Below are 18366 nucleotides of genomic sequence, written 5' to 3'. Positions count from 1 at the left end.
GCCCGTCAGGCGTCGCCCAACTCGTCGCCGAGTTCCCTGGCGCGGGTATTGGCCGCGTGCACGCCGCGCACGATAGCCGCCTTGATGGCGTCGCGCTCGAACGAGCTGAGGGCGGCAAACGTCGTGCCGCCCTTGGACGTCACACGCTCGCGCAGCACGCTCACGGGGTCGCTCGACTGCGCCGCCAGTTGCGAGGCGCCGGTAAATGTGGCGATGGCCAACTGGCGTCCCTGCTCGGGCGAAAAGCCCAGTTCATGTGCGGCTTGCTCCAGCGCTTCGATGAAATAGAACACGTACGCCGGGCCGCTGCCGGAGATGGCCGTCACGGCGTCGAGCTGGCTTTCCTTCTCCACCCAGACGATCTGACCCGCGGCGCCCAGCACGTTCTCGGCGCGTTTGCGCTGATCGGAATCGACGCCCGAGAGGGCTGCCAGACCCGTGATGCCCATGCCGATAAGGGCGGGCGTGTTCGGCATGCAGCGCACGATCTGATTGTGACCGCCGAGCCAGCGCGCCAGGTCGGACGCACGAATGCCTGCCGCGATGCTGATCACCAGTTGGCCGTTCAGGTGCGGCTGGAGCGCTTGCGCGACGTCCTTGAGCACTTGCGGTTTGACGGCCAGCACGATCGTGTCGTAATCGCGCAGGCGATCGTTCGGGGCGCTGGCGGTGTCCACGCCGTACTGCTTGACGAGGGCGTCGCGGGTCGATTCGTTGACGTCGATCGCGAGAATGTCGCGCGGGGCCGTGCCGCGCTTGACGAGTCCGCCGATCAGGGCGTTGGCCATGTTGCCGCCGCCGATGAATGCAATTCTCATAACCATCCTTTGCGTTGCGTGAGTCGTTACCGTCATTACCTCTTGCTGCGGCGCGCCGCGATCAGGCTCGGGAGCCGTAGTCACGTGCGCCGAAAATCGCGGTGCCAATGCGCACCATTGTCGCACCCTCGGCGATAGCCGCTTCGAGATCGCCCGACATGCCCATCGACAGCGTGTCGATCGCCAGGCCGTCGGTGCGCAACGTGTCGAACAAGTCGCGCACGGCCTTGAACGGCGCACGCTGGCGGGCCGGATCGTCCTCGGGCTCGGGAATCGCCATCAGGCCGCGCAATTGCAGATTCGGCAGCGCAGCGATGGCACGCGCCACGGCGGGCACGTCGGCAGGCGCCACGCCGCTCTTGCTCGCTTCACCGCTGATGTTGACCTGCAGGCACACCTGCAAGGGCGGAAGGTCCGCCGGGCGCTGCGCGCTCAGGCGCTCGGCGATCTTCAGGCGGTCGACCGAGTGCACCCAGTCGAAGTGTTCGGCCACCGCGCGCGTCTTGTTGCTTTGCAGCGGGCCGATGAAATGCCATTCGAGCGGTTCGCCGTGGACCGTCTCGCCGGAGAGCGCGGCAATCTTGTCGAGCGACTCCTGCACGTAATTCTCGCCGAATGCCCGCTGGCCGGCCGCCAGTGCGTCGCGCACGGCATCGGCGCCGAATGTCTTAGAGACCGCGAGCAAGCGCACGCTGCCCGCCGGCCGACCGGCGGCGGCAGTAGCACGGGCAATCCGGGAAAGCACGTTGTCGAGATGAGCGGCAATGGTCGACATGAGGCAGGTTCTGGCGTCGGTGAGGCGGTGTCGTTGGCGCGGGGCGCATTGCAAAGACGTTGCAGGTCAACGATTATAGCCGTGCCCGCACACGAGGTGCCACCCGGGAAACAACGAGGTGCTACCCGTGCCGATGTTCCGCCCAAGCAGGTCCGGCGCACGCCGAAGCGCTGCGGCGCGCGGCTTGTGGCAGACTGCGCGGTGCCAACCTTCACTCGGAGCCAGAGATGAGCGCGAATTCGCAGCAAGTGTACGATTTTTCCGTCCAGACGCTCGCGGGCGAAACCGTCAGTCTGTCGCAGTATCGTGGCAAGGTGCTGCTCATCGTCAACACGGCGAGCGAATGCGGGTTCACGCCGCAGTACGCCGGCCTGCAAGCGCTATACGAACAGCTCGGCCCGCGCGGCTTCGAAGTTCTCGCGTTCCCGTGCAATCAGTTCGGCAAGCAGGAGCCGGGCGACGCGCAGGCCATTCGCAGCTTCTGTGATCTGCGTTTTCACGTCACGTTTCCCCTGTTCGCCAAGGTCGACGTCAAAGGGCCGAACGCCGCCCCGCTCTATGCCTACCTAACCCAGGAGAAGCCCGGCGTGCTGGGAACGAAGGCGATCAAGTGGAATTTCACGAAGTTTCTCGTCGATGCGACGGGGCAGGTCGTGGCGCGCTATGCCCCAACGGCGAAACCCGAAGACATTCGCGTCGACATCGAGAAGCGGCTTCCCGCTTGAGCACTGCGACGGCGTGACCGAGCCGCTTGTGTCAGACCGTCGCGCCGACCGACTCAGAACCTCAAGCCGTCGAGAATCCGCTGCCAACGACGCATGATGTATTCCCACGGCGCGGCAAGACGGCGTGCCGAGTGCGCGTCCTCTCGCAATGCGATCCGCGCGCCGGCATCGCTGGTCAGTGCCAGCCAGCCGGACGTCTCGACCACGTACACCTGCCCCGCCGTCAGCGCGACGGCGTCTCGCCAGACGCTCCCCGACAGCCAGCTCGGCGCGAGCCTGAACACCACCCGGCCTCGCTGGACATGGAACACCGTGCCACGGCTCGCATACGCATGAAACGACTGTCCGCGCGCCAGCGTGAGGGGAGAGCCGCGCGTGCCGGACGTGTCGCCCTCCATGCCGACGGGGCGGGCGGCGGCCCGGGGGAGGGCGCGCCCTCCCGTCGATTCGGCATCGCCGCGACTTCGCGCGAGCCCGGCATCAGGAGACACAGCCGGTAGTGATGCCAGCGAAGACAGCGACGAAAGCGACGAGAGCGACGAGAGCGGGGGTGGGGAGGGCTTGGCCATGACGGGCTCCGGGGCGTTGAACGGGTGAGTACAGCGTATCGGCCGCTGGCGCGCCCCGGTAGGCACACAGTTGCCCGGTTTCACCCGCAACAGAGCGGCATCCGGCAATCTGTTACGATCCTGATTCATTGAATCTGTATCTGTTATGGTCGCGTGCCATGAACGATCATTGGCGCATGAATGCCGTCACACTCCCCTTCGCTGCCTTGGACGATACGCCGCTGACCACGGGCGATCCGACGCCTCCACCCGACACCGTCCCGGCGGAGCGCACACCGCTCTACCGCCAACTCGCCGCTCATTACCGACATGCCATCGAGGCAGGTACGCTGGCGCCGGGCGACCGCATGCCGAGCGTGCGCACGTTGATGGGGCGGCATCAGGTCAGCCTGTCGACGGCGTTGCAGATGTGCCGTTACCTGGAGGCGCAGGGCCTGCTCGAGGCACGTCCCCGCTCCGGTTACTTCGTGCGCGCGCCTGCCCGGGCGAGTCTCGTACCGGTGGCCGAACCGCGGCCGTGGGTGCCTGACCTGAGGCAGTACGCCGGCATCAACCAGCGCGTGTCGTCGATCCTCGCGCGAGGGCTGCAGGCCGACGTCAAGATCAACTTCGCCGTCGCCCACGGGGCCCCGTCGCTCTATCCGGTCAACGCGCTGCGCCAGGCCACGATTCGCGCGTTGCGCGATCACCCGATGCTCTATGGCACCCCCCCGCCCGGCGGCGGCGAGGCACGGTTTCGCGCGGCGATTGCCCGGCGCGCCCTGGAAGCGCGCATGAACATCAATCCCGAGGAGATCGTCGTCACGCATGGCTGTATCGAGGCGATCAATCTCGCGCTGCGTGCGGTGGCGGGCACCGGCGACGTGGTGGCCGTCGAGTCGCCGACGTACTACGCGCTGTTGCAGACGCTGGAGAGCATGGGCATGCACGCGCTCGAAATTCCCACAAGTCCGCAGACCGGTATCTCGCTCGAAGCGCTCGAGTTGGCGAGCGAGACCTACGACAACATCAAGGCGGTCATCGTCGTGCCGCATTTCCAGAATCCGCTCGGGTCGGTGATGCCGGACTCGCACAAGGCGCGGCTCGTGAAGTGGGGGGCGTCGCGGGGCATTGCGATCATCGAAGACGACACGTATTCGGCGCTGGGCGACGACGGCAATATCCCCGCCGCGATTCGCTCATGGGACACGACTGGCAACGTGATTCACTGCGCATCGCTGCACAAGACGCTGGCGCCGGGCATGCGGCTCGGCTGGATCGCGGGCGGCAAGTGGCAGTGGCGCGTGGAGATGCTCAAATACGCGCAGACGCGTCCCAACGAAGTGCTCGCCCAGATCGCAATGGGCGAGTTCATCGACTCCCCCCGCTATGATCGGCACCTGCGTCATCTACGTGCCCAGTTGCGCGAGCATCGCGCGGCGATGGCCGAAGCGATCGCGACCCACTTCCCCGCGGGCACGCGCCTGACTTTGCCCGCGGGCGGATTGAGTCTGTGGGTGGAGATGCCCGGCGGTGTCAGCTCGGAACGGCTGTTCGACGCGGCGCTTGCCAAGGGGATTCGCGTCGCGCCGGGCAGTTTGTTTTCCAACTCGGCGCGCTACGACCACTTCCTGCGCATCAACGGCGGGCAGTCGTTCACGCGCGAGGTCGACATGGCGGTACGCACGCTCGCGACCGAGGTCACGCGCTTGCTGGACGCGAAGCGCTGAGCGCACGGGGGGCGAGATCGCAAGACCCGGCAACGCGACGCGCCATCGCGTTCAGAACTCGGGATACATCCGCCCCGGATTGAAGATGCCGGCGGGGTCGAACACCGATTTCAGATTGCGGTGTATGCGCATGACCGGCGCGGGCAATGGCGTAAAGACGCTCACGCCGGGCTCGCCATAGCGGAACAGCGTGGCATGCCCGCCGTCCTGCCGTGCCGCCGAGCGCACGATTTGCGCGTCGGCGTCGGTGATCCACCAGCGCTGCGCGCCGCCCCACTCGATGAGTTGCTTGCCCGGCAGCCGGTGCGGCTCGGCCGTCGACGGCACCGCCAGGCGCCACAGCGCCTGCCCAGGCCCCGCGTCGGCGAAGAAAGTGTCGGTCTGCTCACGGATGGCGTGCCAGAATTTCGCCGCATGAATCGCATCGACCAGTTCGCCCCCCATTTTCACGCGCGCCGCCTTGATTGCGGCCGACGCACCTGCCAGACGAATCACCAGCAGGTCGTTGCGCCATGCGCTTCCCGTGATCGGCAGCGGCTGGCCGCCCCATTCATTGAGCTTGCGCACAGCATCGATAGCGTTCATTTCGAATTGCAGCGTCAGCTCGGCGAACGGTTGCGGCAGTACCTTGAGCGACATCTCGAGAATCAGGCCAAGCGTACCGAGCGAACCGGCGAGCATGCGCGAGACGTCGTAACCGGCGACGTTCTTCATCACCTGTCCGCCGAAGGTCAGCACATGGCCTCGACCGTCCATCAACTTGGCGCCGAGCACGAAGTCGCGCACGGCCCCCACCGCACTGCGACGCGGCCCGGCAAGCCCGGCGGCCACGGCACCGCCGAGGGTCGCGCCAGGGCCGAAGTAGGGCGGCTCGAACGGCAGCAACTGATTGTGTTCGGCCAGCGCCGCTTCGATGTCGGCCAGTGGCGTGCCGCAGCGGGCTGTGATGACCAGTTCCGCCGGATCGTAGGCCACGATGCCGCTGTAGGCGCGCGTGTCCAGCACGTCGCCCACGCGTTGCTGGCCGTACCACGCTTTGGTGCCGCCGCCCCGCAGTTGAAGCGGCGTGCGGTGCACCGTGGCATGCTCGATGACGGCGCGGAAGTGCTCGAGTGTGTCGTTCGTATCGGTCATCAACTGGGTTCTGGCGGTGGCAGGTCGGATTGATATGGCCCCAGCTCGCTACCGCAATCCTTGCAGTAGCGGGCATCGGGGTCGTGCCCTTCGGTGTGGCACTGACGGCAGGTGCGCGTGGTGATCGCCCTCTTGCGCATCACCGAATGAATTTCGGCGCCCATGATGCCGGTGGGAATCGCAATCACGCTGTAGCCGAGCAGCATGACGAAACCGGTGATCGCTTTGCCCAGGGCGGTGACGGGCACCACGTCGCCGTAGCCGGTGGTCGTGAGCGTGACGATGGCCCAGTAGATGCCGACGGGAATGCTCGTGAAACCGTGCTCGGGCCCCTCGATGATATGCATGAGCGTGCCGAAGATCACCACGATGATCGAGATGAACCCGAGGAACACGAGGATCTTGCGGCGCGCGTTGTAGAGCGCAATGCTGAGCACCCCGGCTTCGTTCACATACGCCGTGAGCTTCAGAATTCGGAACGCGCGCATGAGTCGCAGCAGACGGACATCGATCAGGCCGTGCAGCTCGGGCACCAGGATCGCGAGGTAGGTCGGCAGGATCGCCAGCAGATCGATGATGCCGTAGAACGACAGCGCGTAACGCAGTGGCCGATGCGCGCTAAGCAAGCGCGCGATGTACTCGGCCGTAAAGAGCAGCGTGAAGCACCACTCGAGGATCGCCATCGGCAGCGAGGCCGTGGCTTGCACGGCCGGCACGCTCGAGATGATGACCGTGAACACCGACAGCACGATGGCGGCGAGCAGCGCGACGTCGAAAAGCCGCCCTTCGCGGGTGTCGGCCTCGAAGATGATGATGTAGAGCCGCTGCCGCCAATCGTGCGGCAGCCAGGCTGACAGCGGGCGCATGTCAGAACCTCGGCAGGTCGGGATGCGGTAACAGACCGCCGCGCACATGCAGCTTGCCGTATTCGGCGCAACGTGCGCGCGTGGGAATCCCCTTGTCGGGATTGAGCAGTCCGACCGGATCGAACGCGCGCTTCACGCCGAAAAACGCGTCGCGCTCGTCCGGCGAGAACTGCACGCACATCGAGTTGATCTTCTCGATGCCCACGCCATGTTCGCCCGTGATCGTGCCGCCAAGTTCGACGCACGCTTCAAGAATGTCGCTACCGAACGCCTCGGCGCGATGCCACTCGTCGAGGTCATTGCCGTTGAAAAGAATGAGCGGATGCATGTTGCCGTCTCCCGCGTGAAAGACGTTAATACAGCGCAATCCGTACTGTTGTTCCAGACCTTCGATGCGTTTGAGCAACGTCCCAATCGCGCGGCGCGGAATTGTGCCATCCATGCAGTAATAGTCCGGCGAAATGCGCCCGGCCGCGGGGAATGCGTTCTTGCGTCCCGACCAGAAGCGCAGGCGCTCTTCTTCACTGCGGGAAATCTGCAACCGTGTCGCGCCCGAGGTGCGCAGCACGTGGGAGATGCGCATGATCTCCTCGGCGACTTCTTCCGGCGTGCCATCCGATTCGCACAGCAGGATGGCGGCAGCGTCGAGATCGTAGCCGGCGTGAACGAATTCCTCGACGGCTTGCGTGGCCGGCTTATCCATCATTTCCAGCCCGGCCGGAATGATGCCGGCGGCGATGATCGCGGCGACGGCGTTGCCGCCGGTCTCCACATCGTCGAAGCTCGCCATGATGACCTGTGCCGTCTGCGCCTTGGGCACCAGCTTGACGGTGATCTCGGTCACGACGCCGAACATGCCCTCGCTGCCGATGAAGACCGAAAGCAGGTCGAGGCCGGGCGCGTCGGGCCCCAGCGAGCCGAACTCGATGGCCTCGCCGGACATCGTGATGGCGCGTACGCGCAGCACGTTGTGCACGGTCAACCCGTACTTCAGGCAGTGCACGCCACCGGAATTCTCCGCGATGTTGCCGCCGATGGTGCAGGCGATCTGCGACGAGGGATCGGGCGCGTAATACAGGCCGTACGGCGCGGCGGCTTCTGAGATCGCCAGATTGCGAACACCGGGCTGCACCGTGGCGGTACGGGCATAGGGATCGACTTCGACGATCTTCTTGAACTTGGCGAGCGAGAGCACCAGGCCGCTGGCGATAGGCATCGCCCCGCCAGACAGGCTGGTGCCCGCGCCTCGCGGCACGACCGGGATGCCGAGCTGATGGCAGGCCTGCAGAATGCGCTGCACCTGCGCTTCGGACTCGGGCAGCACGACGGCGAGCGGCACGCGGCGGTATGCGGCAAGACCGTCACACTCATACGGCGTGGTGTCTTCGCGTCGATGCAAAATGCAATGCGGCGGCAGGATCTGCGTGAGCGCGTCGAGCAAGTGACGCTGGCGCGTGCTCAGCGCGTCGGCGTCGTCGGTTCCGGTGCCCGCCTGAAGCGGGCCGGATTGACCTTGCGGGGTGGCGGGGGCGTTCATGCGGCGTTCAGCTCGCCGGGTGCAACTGGAAAATCTTGCCCGGATTGAGCAGATTGTGCGGATCGAGCGACATCTTGATCGCACGCATGACGTCGATAGCGCCTTCCCCGTGTTCGGTGACGAGGAAGCCCATCTTGTGCAGACCCACGCCATGCTCGCCGGTGCATGTGCCGCCCATGCGAATCGCGCGCTCGACAATACGCTGGTTGAGCCGCTCGGCCTCCTCGATCTCTTCGGGCTTGTCCGGATCGATCAGGATCGCCACGTGGAAATTGCCATCGCCCACGTGACCCACGATCGGGCAGGGCAGGCTCGACGCCCGCAGGTCTTGCTCGGTCTCACCCACGCACTCGGCCAAGCGCGAAATCGGCACGCAGACGTCCGTGGTGACCGCGCGGCAACCCGGCCGGAGTTGCAGCATGGCAAAGTACGCGCTATGCCGCGCGCTCCACAGACGGTTGCGGTCTTCGGTGCGAGTGGCCCATTCGAAGCCGGTCCCGCCGTTTTCCTTGGCCAGTTCCTCGACGGTTTCCGCCTGCTCCTTCACCCCGGCATCGCTGCCGTGAAATTCGAAGAACAGCGTTTGCGTTTCGGGCAACGTCATCTTCGAATGCTTGTTGATGGCGCGCACGGCCAGGGCATCGACGAACTCGACGCGTGCGACCGGCACCCCCAACTGAATCGTCTGGATGACGCAGTTCACGGCATCGGTCATGCTGGGGAACGCACAGACTGCGGCCGACACGGCCTCGGGCTGCGGATACAACCGCACCGTCGCTTCGGTAATGATGCCCAGCGTGCCTTCGCTGCCGACGAACAGGCGCGTCAGGTCGTAGCCCGCGGAGGACTTGCGGGCACGTGTGCCGGTGTGGATGACGCGGCCGTCCGCGAGCACGACGGTCAACGCCAGCACGTTCTCGCGCATCGTGCCGTAGCGCACGGCATTGGTGCCCGACGCGCGCGTGGCGCACATGCCGCCAATGCTGGCGTCGGCGCCCGGGTCGATCGGGAAGAACAGGCCCGTGTCGCGCAGCGCTTCGTTGAGCGCCTTGCGCGAGATACCCGGCTGGGTGGTGACCGTCAGGTCTTCGGCGTTGATCGAGACAACCTGGTTCATCTCCGAGAGGTCGAGCGACAGGCCGCCCTCGACCGCGAGCAGGTGGCCTTCGAGCGACGAGCCCGCGCCGTACGGAATGATGGGGACGTTGTATTTGGCGCACAGCTTGACGATCTGCGAGACCTCGTCGGTGCTATGCGCGAAGGCGACGGCGTCCGGCAGCATGGGGTCGAACGGAGACTCGTCCCGGCCGTGATGTTCGCGCAGCGCCGTCTGGGTGCTCACGCGCTCGCCCAGAAGCGCTTGCAACTCGGTGAGCAGCGCCTCGGGAAACGCACGCTTGGCGGCGAACGGCAGATGGGGGTGATTCACGGTGATCTCCTTCAGGTCTCCGGGCGGCCAGCGCCGATAGGCGATGGCAGGCTCCAAATCGGGGGCGAGGTCTCGGGCATGGCCTGGAACGACAATATTCCGGGGTGCAGGCCCTGACGTCTTATGAGCGGGGATTTTACGCTGTGGCGGCGTTTTTCCCCACCCTTTGCGTCATATCATACGGACTTGACGCAACCGCGCGCCATCGGAATTGCCTGAAAAGCAGGCATTCGGGGCGTGTGCGGTCCATTTCAATCAACGCAGGCAAGTCGGTCCGCGGCCGAATTGCGGGCTGGCGGGCAAGCGATGCCGCGAGGGGCAGGAATCAGAAAGATGGGGAATCGTTTGAGCAAGATCGTCACGCGTACGGGCGATGGAGGCAAGACCGGCCTTGGGGACGGCTCGCGCGTCGACAAGTTCAGCCTGCGAATCGTCGCCATCGGCGAGATCGACGAGACCAATTCGCACATCGGGGTGTTGTTGTGCGAAGCGCTGCCACCGGACGTGCGCGCCGTACTTCTCGACATTCAGCACGATCTGTTCGACCTCGGGGGGGAACTGAGCACGCCGCGTCACGCGCTGATCGGCGACGCCCAGGTGGCGAGGCTCGACGGCTGGCTGGCCCGTTACAACGCCGATCTGCCGCCGCTCAAGGAGTTTATCCTGCCGGGCGGTACGCGCGCGGCGGCCCTGGCGCATGTGGTCCGGACCGTTGCCCGTCGTGCGGAACGCGCCATGGTGGCGCTTGGCGCCGAGGAAACGGTGGCCCCCGCGCCGCGTCAGTATGTCAATCGCCTGTCCGACCTGATGTTCGTGCTCGCCAGGGTGCTCAATCGGGCCGGCGGCGGCACCGACGTGCTGTGGCGGCGCGACCGGACCGACGGCGGCGCGTAATCGAGCGACTGCGCCCCTCGGTCCTTGCGCTCGGGCAGGGACATCGGGCGACCAGCGGCCGCCCGCTCCCTCAATTGCCCGCGCCGTGCACCAGACGGCGTGCCCGCACGGCCTCGGCCAGCGTATCGAGCACTTTCAGACTGTCTTCCCAGTCGATGCAGGCATCGGTGATGCTCTGGCCGTAGGTCAGGGGCTTGCCTGGCACGTGATCCTGACGTCCGGCCACGAGGTTCGACTCAACCATCACGCCGATGATGCGGTCGTCGCCGGCGGCGATCTGGCGGGCGATGTCCTCGCAGACCGGGATCTGGTTCTCATGCTTCTTCTGGCTGTTCGCGTGCGATGCGTCGATCATCACGCGCGCGGCCAGGCCCGACCTGGCGATGTCGTCGCAGGCGGTCTGCACGCTGGCGGCGTCGTAGTTTGGCGTTTTGCCGCCACGCAGGATCAGATGGCAGTCCTCGTTACCCGCGGTCGACACGATCGCCGAATGGCCGCCCTTCGTCACCGACAGGAAATGGTGCGGCTGCGACGCGGCCTTGATGGCATCGACGGCGATCTTCACGTTGCCGTCGGTGCCGTTCTTGAAACCGACCGGGCACGACAGGCCCGACGCCAGTTCGCGGTGCACCTGCGATTCGGTGGTACGCGCGCCGATGGCGCCCCACGACACGAGATCGGCGATGTACTGCGGGCTGATCATGTCGAGGTACTCGGTGCCGGCGGGCAGGCCCAGTTCATTGATCTGCGCGAGCAACTCGCGCGCGAGACGCAGGCCGTCGTTGATCTTGAAGCTGTTGTCCATGTGCGGGTCGTTGATCAGCCCCTTCCAGCCCACCGTCGTGCGCGGCTTCTCGAAGTACACGCGCATCACGATCTCAAGTTCGCCCTTCAGGCGTTCACGCTGTTCGACCAGGCGCGCCGCGTATTCCATCGCGGCTTTCGGATCGTGGATCGAGCACGGGCCGATGATGACGACGAGACGGTCTTCCATGCCGTGCAGCACGCGGTGAATGGCGCTGCGCGAGCGATGGATGAGGTCCGCGCTCTTGTCCGAGCAGGGGGACTCGCGAATCAGATGCGCCGGCGGCGTCAGTTCCTTGAGCTCGCGAATACGGACATCATCGGTGTTGTGGGGAGGCATGGCATTTCTCCTGCGCAGTTCGAGCTGCGGTTCGTTTCTCGGGATTCGGGTCAAAAAAAAACCGCCAGGCTTGCTGGCGGTTTTTCAGGATTCGTTTCGGTGCTTACTGCTGCAACTGCCCCTCTCCTTCCGCCAGCGGTGCGAGAATCGCAAAAAAATAAAAGTAGAACGGATGGGCGGTCATGAGCGAGGTCTTCAACATTGCATTGCACGCATTTGCCGTGCACAGGAACCACTTTATACGCCTAATCGAATGACGCCGCAACCGCGATAGCCGCTACATGGCCCGGAAACATGCGGAGTTTGCGTATTTCACTGTCGCTAATTGCGTCAAATAATCGCGCTTTAAAGAAAAATCGCGGAATCACCCGATTTGAGCCGGGCGCTTTGCTATGCTTGACGCATTTTTGCGGTGCGCCATCCGGCGCGTGACATGGCACGCGCCGTAGGCCTTGATTATGTTGTGCTTGACCGTGCGAATCCGCGTCAAGCCGTGCCGCCGACCGTCATGTTCTCCATGCGCAGGGTGGGCTGACCGACGCCCACAGGCACGCTCTGCCCTTCCTTGCCGCACACGCCCACGCCCGAGTCGAGCGACATGTCGTTGCCGATCATCGTGACGTCCTTGAGCGATTCCGGGCCGTTGCCGATGAGCGTGGCACCTTTGACCGGGTACGTGATCTTGCCGTCCTCGATCATGTAAGCCTCGGACATCGAGAACACGAACTTGCCGTTGGTGATATCGACCTGCCCGCCGCCGAAGTTCACGGCATACAGCCCGTGCTTGACCGACGCGATGATTTCCTCGGGATCCTTGTCGCCGCCGAGCATGTACGTGTTGGTCATGCGCGGCATCGGCAGCGCGGCATACGATTCGCGGCGGCCGTTACCCGTGACCGGCATCTTCATCAGACGCGCGTTCAGGCTGTCCTGCATATAGCCGCGCAGAATCCCGTCCTCGATGAGCGTGGTGCACTGCGTCGGATTGCCTTCGTCGTCGATGTTCAGCGAGCCGCGGCGGTTGGCGAGCGTACCGTCGTCGACCACCGTGACGCCCTTGGCGGCGACACGCTCGCCGAGGCGTCCGGAGAAGGCCGACGAGCCTTTGCGGTTGAAGTCGCCTTCCAGGCCGTGGCCGATGGCCTCGTGCAGCAGCACGCCAGGCCAGCCCGGGCCGAGCACGACGGTCATTGCGCCGGCCGGCGCCGGGCGTGCGTCGAGCTTGACGATGGCGCCATCGACCGCTTCCCTGACGTACTTTTCGAGCCGGTCGTCGGTGAAGAACGCGTAGTCGAGACGTGCACCGCCGCCGCTGTTGCCCATTTCGCGGCGGCCGTTGGATTCGACGATGACCGTGACCGACACCCGCACGAGCGGCCGCACGTCGGCGGCGATCACGCCGTCGCTGCGCGCCACCAGCACGACGTCGTACTCACCGGCCAGCCCGGCCATCACCTGTGACACGCGCGGATCGCGTGCGCGGGCGAGTTTTTCGATGCGTTCGAGCAATGCCACCTTGCCGTTCGCGTCGAGCGAGGCGAGCGGATCGGACGGCAGGTACAGCCCGTGGCCGCTGGTGTTCGAGAGCGCGTTGCCAACCTTCACACGCCCGCGACCGGCCGTGGCGATGCTGCGCGTGGCCGCGGCGGCGTCCTTGAGCGCGATATCGGAGATGTCGTCGGAGTAGGCGAACGCGGTCCGGTCGCCCACGATGGCGCGCACCCCCACGCCTTGATCGATCGAGAACGACCCCGATTTGACGATACCTTCCTCGAGGCTCCACGCTTCGCTGCGCGTGTACTGGAAGTACAGGTCGGCGTAGTCCACACGGTGCGTGAAGATGTCGCCCAGCGCGCGTTGCAGGTGGCTTTCGTCAAGGCCGTATGGCGTGAGCAGCAGCTCACGGGCCGTGGCCAGGTTCTGGATGCCGGTGTCGATGATTTTCATGCGGTGTCAGGCCAGGAAAAGGTATTCGGAAGATGAGGGCGGAAGCGGTGAAATCAACCCTGCAGCATGCAATGCCGCCCCGTGCGCGCGCCGGCACATGGCTCGGCGTCCCAATGGCTCGCGGGTGCGGCAGCCGACCTCGGTGCGCGCGGCCCTTCGGGTCGCGGTGGGCGGCGGGTACGACGTCGAGCGTACCGTCACCCATGGCACGAGGCAACTCGGGGAAACGCAGGTCGTCGCCGCTCGACAAGCCCATGCGGCCATCGAGGGTCCCAGCAAGGGACGCGTCAAACGTCCGTACGGCATTGCCGGCGTCGTGGCGGGCTTGGCGGTGGGCGGCGTGTCGGGACGCATCATGTCATGGGCGGATTCGGGGCGGAACCGTATATCGGGCATGTCGGGTACGTCGAGCACGTCGGACATATCGAACGCGTCAGGCGTATCGGATAGGCCATCAGTTGCCGGGCAAGCCGCGCGGCTGAGCGTTGTTTTGCGCGCCGGGCCGGGTTTCCGGGGATGCATCGATCTTACTCTTATTGCCGTCGACCTGTTCGATGACGGGATTGTCCCAGGAGCCGCTCACATGATAGGTCGTCGAGAGCGTTCGCGAGAGCTGTTCGCCCAGCGCCAGTTGCGCGAAAAACGAGCCGATGCCCAGTGCCGGGTTGACAATGGCCCACGCCAGCGACGCCGACGCTGCATTGATCTTTGGCAGCACCAGTACGTTCAGGTTCTGCGTCTCGCGCGCGAGATCCGTATGCCCGTCGATCTTGATCGTCGCCACGTTGGCGTTGATCGTCAGATCGGTGGTATTGGCGACACCGCCTTGCATCGTGGCGTTCCCGTCGATGCTGTCGAAGGGCAGCCCGCTGCCGATCAGGCTGTTGAAGTCGAACGTCAGGATCTTGGCCAGCGTCTGCACCGACAAAATGCCCAGCAGCTTGGCCAGTCCCGGGTCGGCCTTCAGGATCTGGCCGCGCTTGAGGTCGATCGCGACGCGCCCGCCGAGCGTCGGGTAATCGATCGCATCGGGACCACCTTGCCAGCCGAAACGGCCCGAGACCGTGCCCGAGCCGTCCTTGAGCGTCTTGGGCAGACCCAGGCGATCGAGCAGGCCACCGGCATCCTTCACGTCGAGATGGAAGTCGAGCATGGTACGGCGCGGCACGACGTCCCCTCCCGCGGCGCCCGCGCGGCGACGCGAGGTGCGCCAGTTGCCCTTGACGTTGAGCGTGGCAGCACTGTTGGTGAGCGACAGTTGGGTGAGCTGCCACACGGGCACGCCGTCCTCGACATCGTTGTGCGCATTCAATTCCAGCCGGCCCAGCGGCTTGTCACGCAGGACGAAATCGTTGGCGACGACGTCGATGGCCGGGAATTCGTCGCTCGGTTCATCGAGGACTTGCGTGAGCACATCGTTGCCCTGGTCTTCGCGCGGGATCACCAGCTTCGCGAGCCGTGCGCGCAGGGTGCCCGACGGGTTCTTTGCATCGGGCGCATGCCACTCGGCGAAGCCGGAGACGAGATCGGAAGCCAGGCTGACCTGCCAGTCGCGATCGTTGCGCTGCGCGCCCAGCACCAGTTCCGGCCACTGGCGCGACATCAGGCGCACCTGCTTGGCATGCAGGGCGAGACGCGTCGGCAGGTATGGCGTAAGCGCGCCAAATTCGTCGCGCGCCGTCGTGGCCGTCGTGGCTGACGCCGCCGCGACGGGCGCGGTGCCCTCAGTGCCCTGCGCACCTTGCGCGCTGGTGGTCCTGGCGTCGCTACTGAGCGCCGCGATAACGCCGCGCCAGGCGTCAACGTCGAGCGTCTCGAACTGGGCTGCCGCCTGCACACCCTCGCGCGGTGCGGGCACGGGCTGGTCGATGCCGATGCCGCCGCGCAGCACCTCGACGCGCGCGCCGTTCCCCGCGCTACGCTGCTGCACGTAATTGCCCTGAACGCTGCCGATGGCGAAGTCGAGTGTGTCGATGCGGCGGCCGCCCGGGTTTGCCAGCGGGCGCAGCGTGAAGCGCGCGGGCAGCGAGGTCTCCGCCCGCTTGCCGAGCGGCGCGGGCAGGTTCACGGCCAGCCCGGTGAGCGTGGATTGCACGGCCATCTCGGTCATGCCCTGACGCACCGTGACCGTCGCCGTGTAGGGGGTACTGCCCGTCATGCGCTTGGCCAGTTGCGCCAGCGACGCGCTCTCTTGATTGTCGCGCAGCCCTTGCGCGGTCAAGGTGCCGGCGATGTTCAGCGCGATAGTGCCGCCGTCGCGACTGCCGCCCGAGGCCCGCACGTCGCCGCCCAGGAACGTACCGCGCAGATTGTCGAGCGAGATGCCGCGCTCGGTGAATGCCAGTTCCCCGTCCACCGCGCCGAAGGTCGGCAGACCGCTCAGCAACGTGATGTCGTTGCGCAGGAAGCGCGCGCGCCCCGTGACCTTCGATCGATCGGTGTGATCGAGCGGCATCGACAACTGCATGGCGAGCTGCGTGGTGCCGCTCGCCCGTGTCTCGTCGGTAAAGTCGCCGATCCAATGTCCCACCGGGCTGCCGTTCAGGTACTTCACGAAGTCCGCCGCCGGGCCGCGGGCGTCGCCCTTGAGCGTGAGCACGGCATTGTCCTGGCCGATGTCGTTGATGTCGCCCACCACCTGCGTGAGCGTCACGCCGAAGACCGTGCCGGTGTCGATGGCAATGTGCAGCTTGTCCGCGTCGAAGCGCAAATTGCCGCGCACCTTCTCGAAGGCCGGCCAGACCTCGGTGTGACCGGGGCGCAGCGGCGACGGGTTGAAGGTGACGTCCACGAGCGGAATGTCGATGCGGAACTTGCCGCCGCCCTTGCCGTAAGGGAAGTCGTCGAGATCGCCCTGCACCGCGAACGGCGCGTTCTGCACCGTGCCCGCGAGCAGCGCACGCTGCAGGTAATCGCGAACGCTCGCGCCGATGTCGGTCGGCAGGTAGCGCGGCACCGCACTGGCGTTCGCGCGCACGATGTTGCCCTTCAGGTCGACGATGCCGTTGCCTTTGCCGCCGTTACGCCACGTGCCGCTCACATCGCCCGTCAGCTCGGCGTTCTGCAGATGCAGGGCGTCGACGCGTACCTGCACGTTCGCCGGGGCGTCGCGCTGGGTCACCGAGTGCGAGACGCGCCACGAGGTGCGGGCGGTGAGCGTGTCGAGGTCGATGCGCGGCTGGTCGAAGCGGCCGGGGAAGTCGAGCGCGGCGTGTTTTGCATCGAGCGTCAGGCTGCCTCGCGACTGATCGGCGTCGATGTGCCCGCTCAGGTGAGCGAACCCGGGACGCCCGGCATTGGGCGACCCCGGATCCGCAGGCGGATGCGGGCTCGGTGCACTGTCAATGCCGAGATCGTCGAAGTCGGCGACCACCCGGTAGCGTTCGTGTTCCGGCGGCAGTTGTCGCATCCCCGGCAGGTCGCGCCAGTTGCCCGGGCCGTGGGGCTTCGGCGCCTGGTAGCTCATGTCGAAATTGGCCAGGCGGCCGCGCGGCTGGAAGCTCGCGAGTGCTTGGCGCGTTTGTGGATCGAGCGGCAACGACGGCACCAGCGCCATTGCGGCGCCAATGTCGAAGCGCTGGCCCGCGAACGCGACGTGAAGCCCGTGCTCGGCCGTGCCCGGCGAGTAGGTGGCATGCAAATCGGGCACGTCGAGCGCCGGGCGGCCCGCGGCCCGTAGCGTCAGATCGCGGGCGCGCAGTTGCCAGCCGGCGTCGGCCTGCGGCCCCGCGCGGGTCACGTCGATGCGGCCCTGCGTGGCGTCGAAGGTGAGCGGTGGCAAATCGTCTGCCAATTGCACCGACGTGTTCGCCCCCGCGGCGCGCAGCGTCGCGCCGGTGATCGCGCCGCCATCGAAGTCGACCCACGCCCGCGCGGCGACGCGACCGCGCGAGTCCTTGCCCGGCAAGTCGACGTAGCGGGCCAGTTCGGTGAGGTCGAGCGTGCCGATGTCACCGTAGATCTGACCGCGCCACCGCTTGGCTTCGCCGGGGCGTGCAAACAAGGGATGGGTGAACCGCGCCCGAATGTCGAGCGGTGCCACGACGCCCGTCGGCGGATTTGCCTGCATGCCGAAGCGATGGTCAAAGCCGCGATTGCGCAGCATGGCGTTGACCTGCGTGATGACGACATCGGGCGCGTTGCGCGTGGCATCGCGCCAGCGCAAGGTGCCGTTGCGAATCACAACGCGCGACTGACGCATGAGCCAGTCGGCGGCGGTCGAGTCGGTCGCGCCGCCGCTGCCGGTCACCGGCATGCCCGCGACGAGGATCGCGCCGTCGGCGAGGCGCTCGATGGTGAGATCCGGCTCGGATAACGTGAGATTCGACAGGCGCACGTCGAGGTGGATCAGGCTGGTCCACGAGAGCACCGCGTCGAGACGCTGGAGCGTCAGGCTGGGTTCGGCGGGCGGCGGTGCGCCGGGTGGCGTGTCCAGCGGATTCGGTGCGGGGCTCGTCGCACGCGTCGGGCGTGTCGTGTGTGACGTGAGCGAGGGCGCGCGACCGGTGGGGGCCGGGCGTGTAATGCGAACGTCTTCGAGCGTCAGGTAGGGGTGCCAGCCGTGCCAGACGGCATCGATGCGGCCGATGGTGACGGGCAGGCCGATGGCGCGTGAGGCGGCGGCTTCGATCTGCGGACGGTAGTCCGATACCCGTGGCAGGATGACGTACCGAGCGGTAAGAACGACGGCGCCAAGTCCGAAATAGGCGATGACGACGAGCGCCAGCAGCCATTCCAGGCCCAGTCGCAAGCCACGCGGCAGTGACGAGAACCAGGACCGGTTGCCGGTGGACGAGGCGGGCGGCTTACGGTCGGTCAT

At 66.1% G+C, this 18366-nt stretch carries 13 protein-coding genes; 3 read left to right on the top strand and 10 right to left on the bottom strand.

All coding sequences use genetic code 11. The features are described 5' to 3' along the window. Nucleotides 1-5: 5 nt before the first annotated feature. Entirely contained in the window at nucleotides 6-818 is an 813-nt protein-coding gene (gene proC / locus PTE31013_RS05805; protein ID WP_150611868.1) for a pyrroline-5-carboxylate reductase, read from the bottom strand. Nucleotides 819-879: 61 nt separating this feature from the next. Next, entirely contained in the window at nucleotides 880-1593 is a 714-nt protein-coding gene (locus PTE31013_RS05800) for a YggS family pyridoxal phosphate-dependent enzyme (protein WP_150611867.1), read from the bottom strand. Nucleotides 1594-1820: 227 nt separating this feature from the next. Between PTE31013_RS05800 and PTE31013_RS05795 the strand changes: the two genes are divergently transcribed. Continuing rightward, on the top strand, nucleotides 1821-2318 hold the full coding sequence (locus PTE31013_RS05795; protein WP_150611866.1) for a glutathione peroxidase: 498 nt from the start codon (nucleotides 1821-1823) through the stop codon (nucleotides 2316-2318). Between the two features lie 53 nt (nucleotides 2319-2371). On the opposite strand, the gene PTE31013_RS05790 is transcribed toward PTE31013_RS05795, so the two are convergent. Next, a complete protein-coding gene (locus PTE31013_RS05790; RefSeq protein ID WP_150611865.1) occupies nucleotides 2372-2887 on the bottom strand; it encodes a hypothetical protein in 516 nt (171 codons plus the stop codon). A 176-nt stretch (nucleotides 2888-3063) separates the two neighbouring features. Here PTE31013_RS05790 and PTE31013_RS05785 point away from each other — a divergent pair, with 176 nt between their 5' ends. Further along, entirely contained in the window at nucleotides 3064-4596 is a 1533-nt protein-coding gene (locus PTE31013_RS05785) for an aminotransferase-like domain-containing protein (RefSeq protein ID WP_246173911.1), read from the top strand. 51 nt (nucleotides 4597-4647) lie between these two features. Here PTE31013_RS05785 and glcE read toward each other — a convergent pair whose 3' ends face one another. From glcE to PTE31013_RS05765, 4 genes are read right to left on the bottom strand one after another with little or no spacing between them, the layout of a single operon-like run. Continuing rightward, nucleotides 4648-5730: a glycolate oxidase subunit GlcE gene (glcE, locus tag PTE31013_RS05780; RefSeq protein ID WP_150611864.1), complete on the bottom strand. Its 1083-nt coding sequence runs from the start codon at nucleotides 5728-5730 to the stop codon at nucleotides 4648-4650. Next, nucleotides 5730-6596, bottom strand: a complete 867-nt coding sequence (locus PTE31013_RS05775) for an ion transporter (protein ID WP_150611863.1) — start codon at nucleotides 6594-6596, stop codon at nucleotides 5730-5732. Before PTE31013_RS05775 ends, glcE begins: the two co-directional genes overlap by 1 nt. Before the next feature lies 1 nt (nucleotide 6597). After that, nucleotides 6598-8133 carry an FAD-linked oxidase C-terminal domain-containing protein gene (locus tag PTE31013_RS05770; RefSeq protein ID WP_246173910.1) on the bottom strand — a complete coding sequence of 512 codons (1536 nt, stop codon included), beginning with the start codon at nucleotides 8131-8133 and terminating at the stop codon, nucleotides 6598-6600. A gap of 7 nt (nucleotides 8134-8140) precedes the next feature. Beyond that, nucleotides 8141-9562 (bottom strand): FAD-binding oxidoreductase, encoded by a 1422-nt coding sequence (locus PTE31013_RS05765; protein WP_150611862.1) that lies wholly within the window; start codon nucleotides 9560-9562, stop codon nucleotides 8141-8143. Between the two features lie 333 nt (nucleotides 9563-9895). Here PTE31013_RS05765 and PTE31013_RS05760 point away from each other — a divergent pair, with 333 nt between their 5' ends. Further along, nucleotides 9896-10456 (top strand): cob(I)yrinic acid a,c-diamide adenosyltransferase, encoded by a 561-nt coding sequence (locus tag PTE31013_RS05760; protein ID WP_150611861.1) that lies wholly within the window; start codon nucleotides 9896-9898, stop codon nucleotides 10454-10456. Between the two features lie 70 nt (nucleotides 10457-10526). Here PTE31013_RS05760 and aroG read toward each other — a convergent pair whose 3' ends face one another. From aroG to PTE31013_RS05740, 3 genes are all read right to left on the bottom strand, one after another. Next, on the bottom strand, nucleotides 10527-11600 hold the full coding sequence (aroG, locus tag PTE31013_RS05755; RefSeq protein WP_150611860.1) for a 3-deoxy-7-phosphoheptulonate synthase AroG: 1074 nt from the start codon (nucleotides 11598-11600) through the stop codon (nucleotides 10527-10529). A gap of 486 nt (nucleotides 11601-12086) precedes the next feature. Then, a complete protein-coding gene (tldD, locus tag PTE31013_RS05750; protein WP_150611859.1) occupies nucleotides 12087-13547 on the bottom strand; it encodes a metalloprotease TldD in 1461 nt (486 codons plus the stop codon). 454 nt (nucleotides 13548-14001) lie between these two features. Beyond that, nucleotides 14002-18366, bottom strand: coding sequence for a YhdP family protein (locus PTE31013_RS05740; protein ID WP_150611858.1), 4365 nt, complete (start codon nucleotides 18364-18366; stop codon nucleotides 14002-14004).

Origin of the sequence: Pandoraea terrigena, from assembly GCF_902459705.1 — a bacterium.
Lineage (GTDB): Bacteria > Pseudomonadota > Gammaproteobacteria > Burkholderiales > Burkholderiaceae > Pandoraea > Pandoraea terrigena.
Note: the sequence above shows the minus strand (reverse complement) of the source record. Positions and strands in the feature narration are given on the sequence as shown.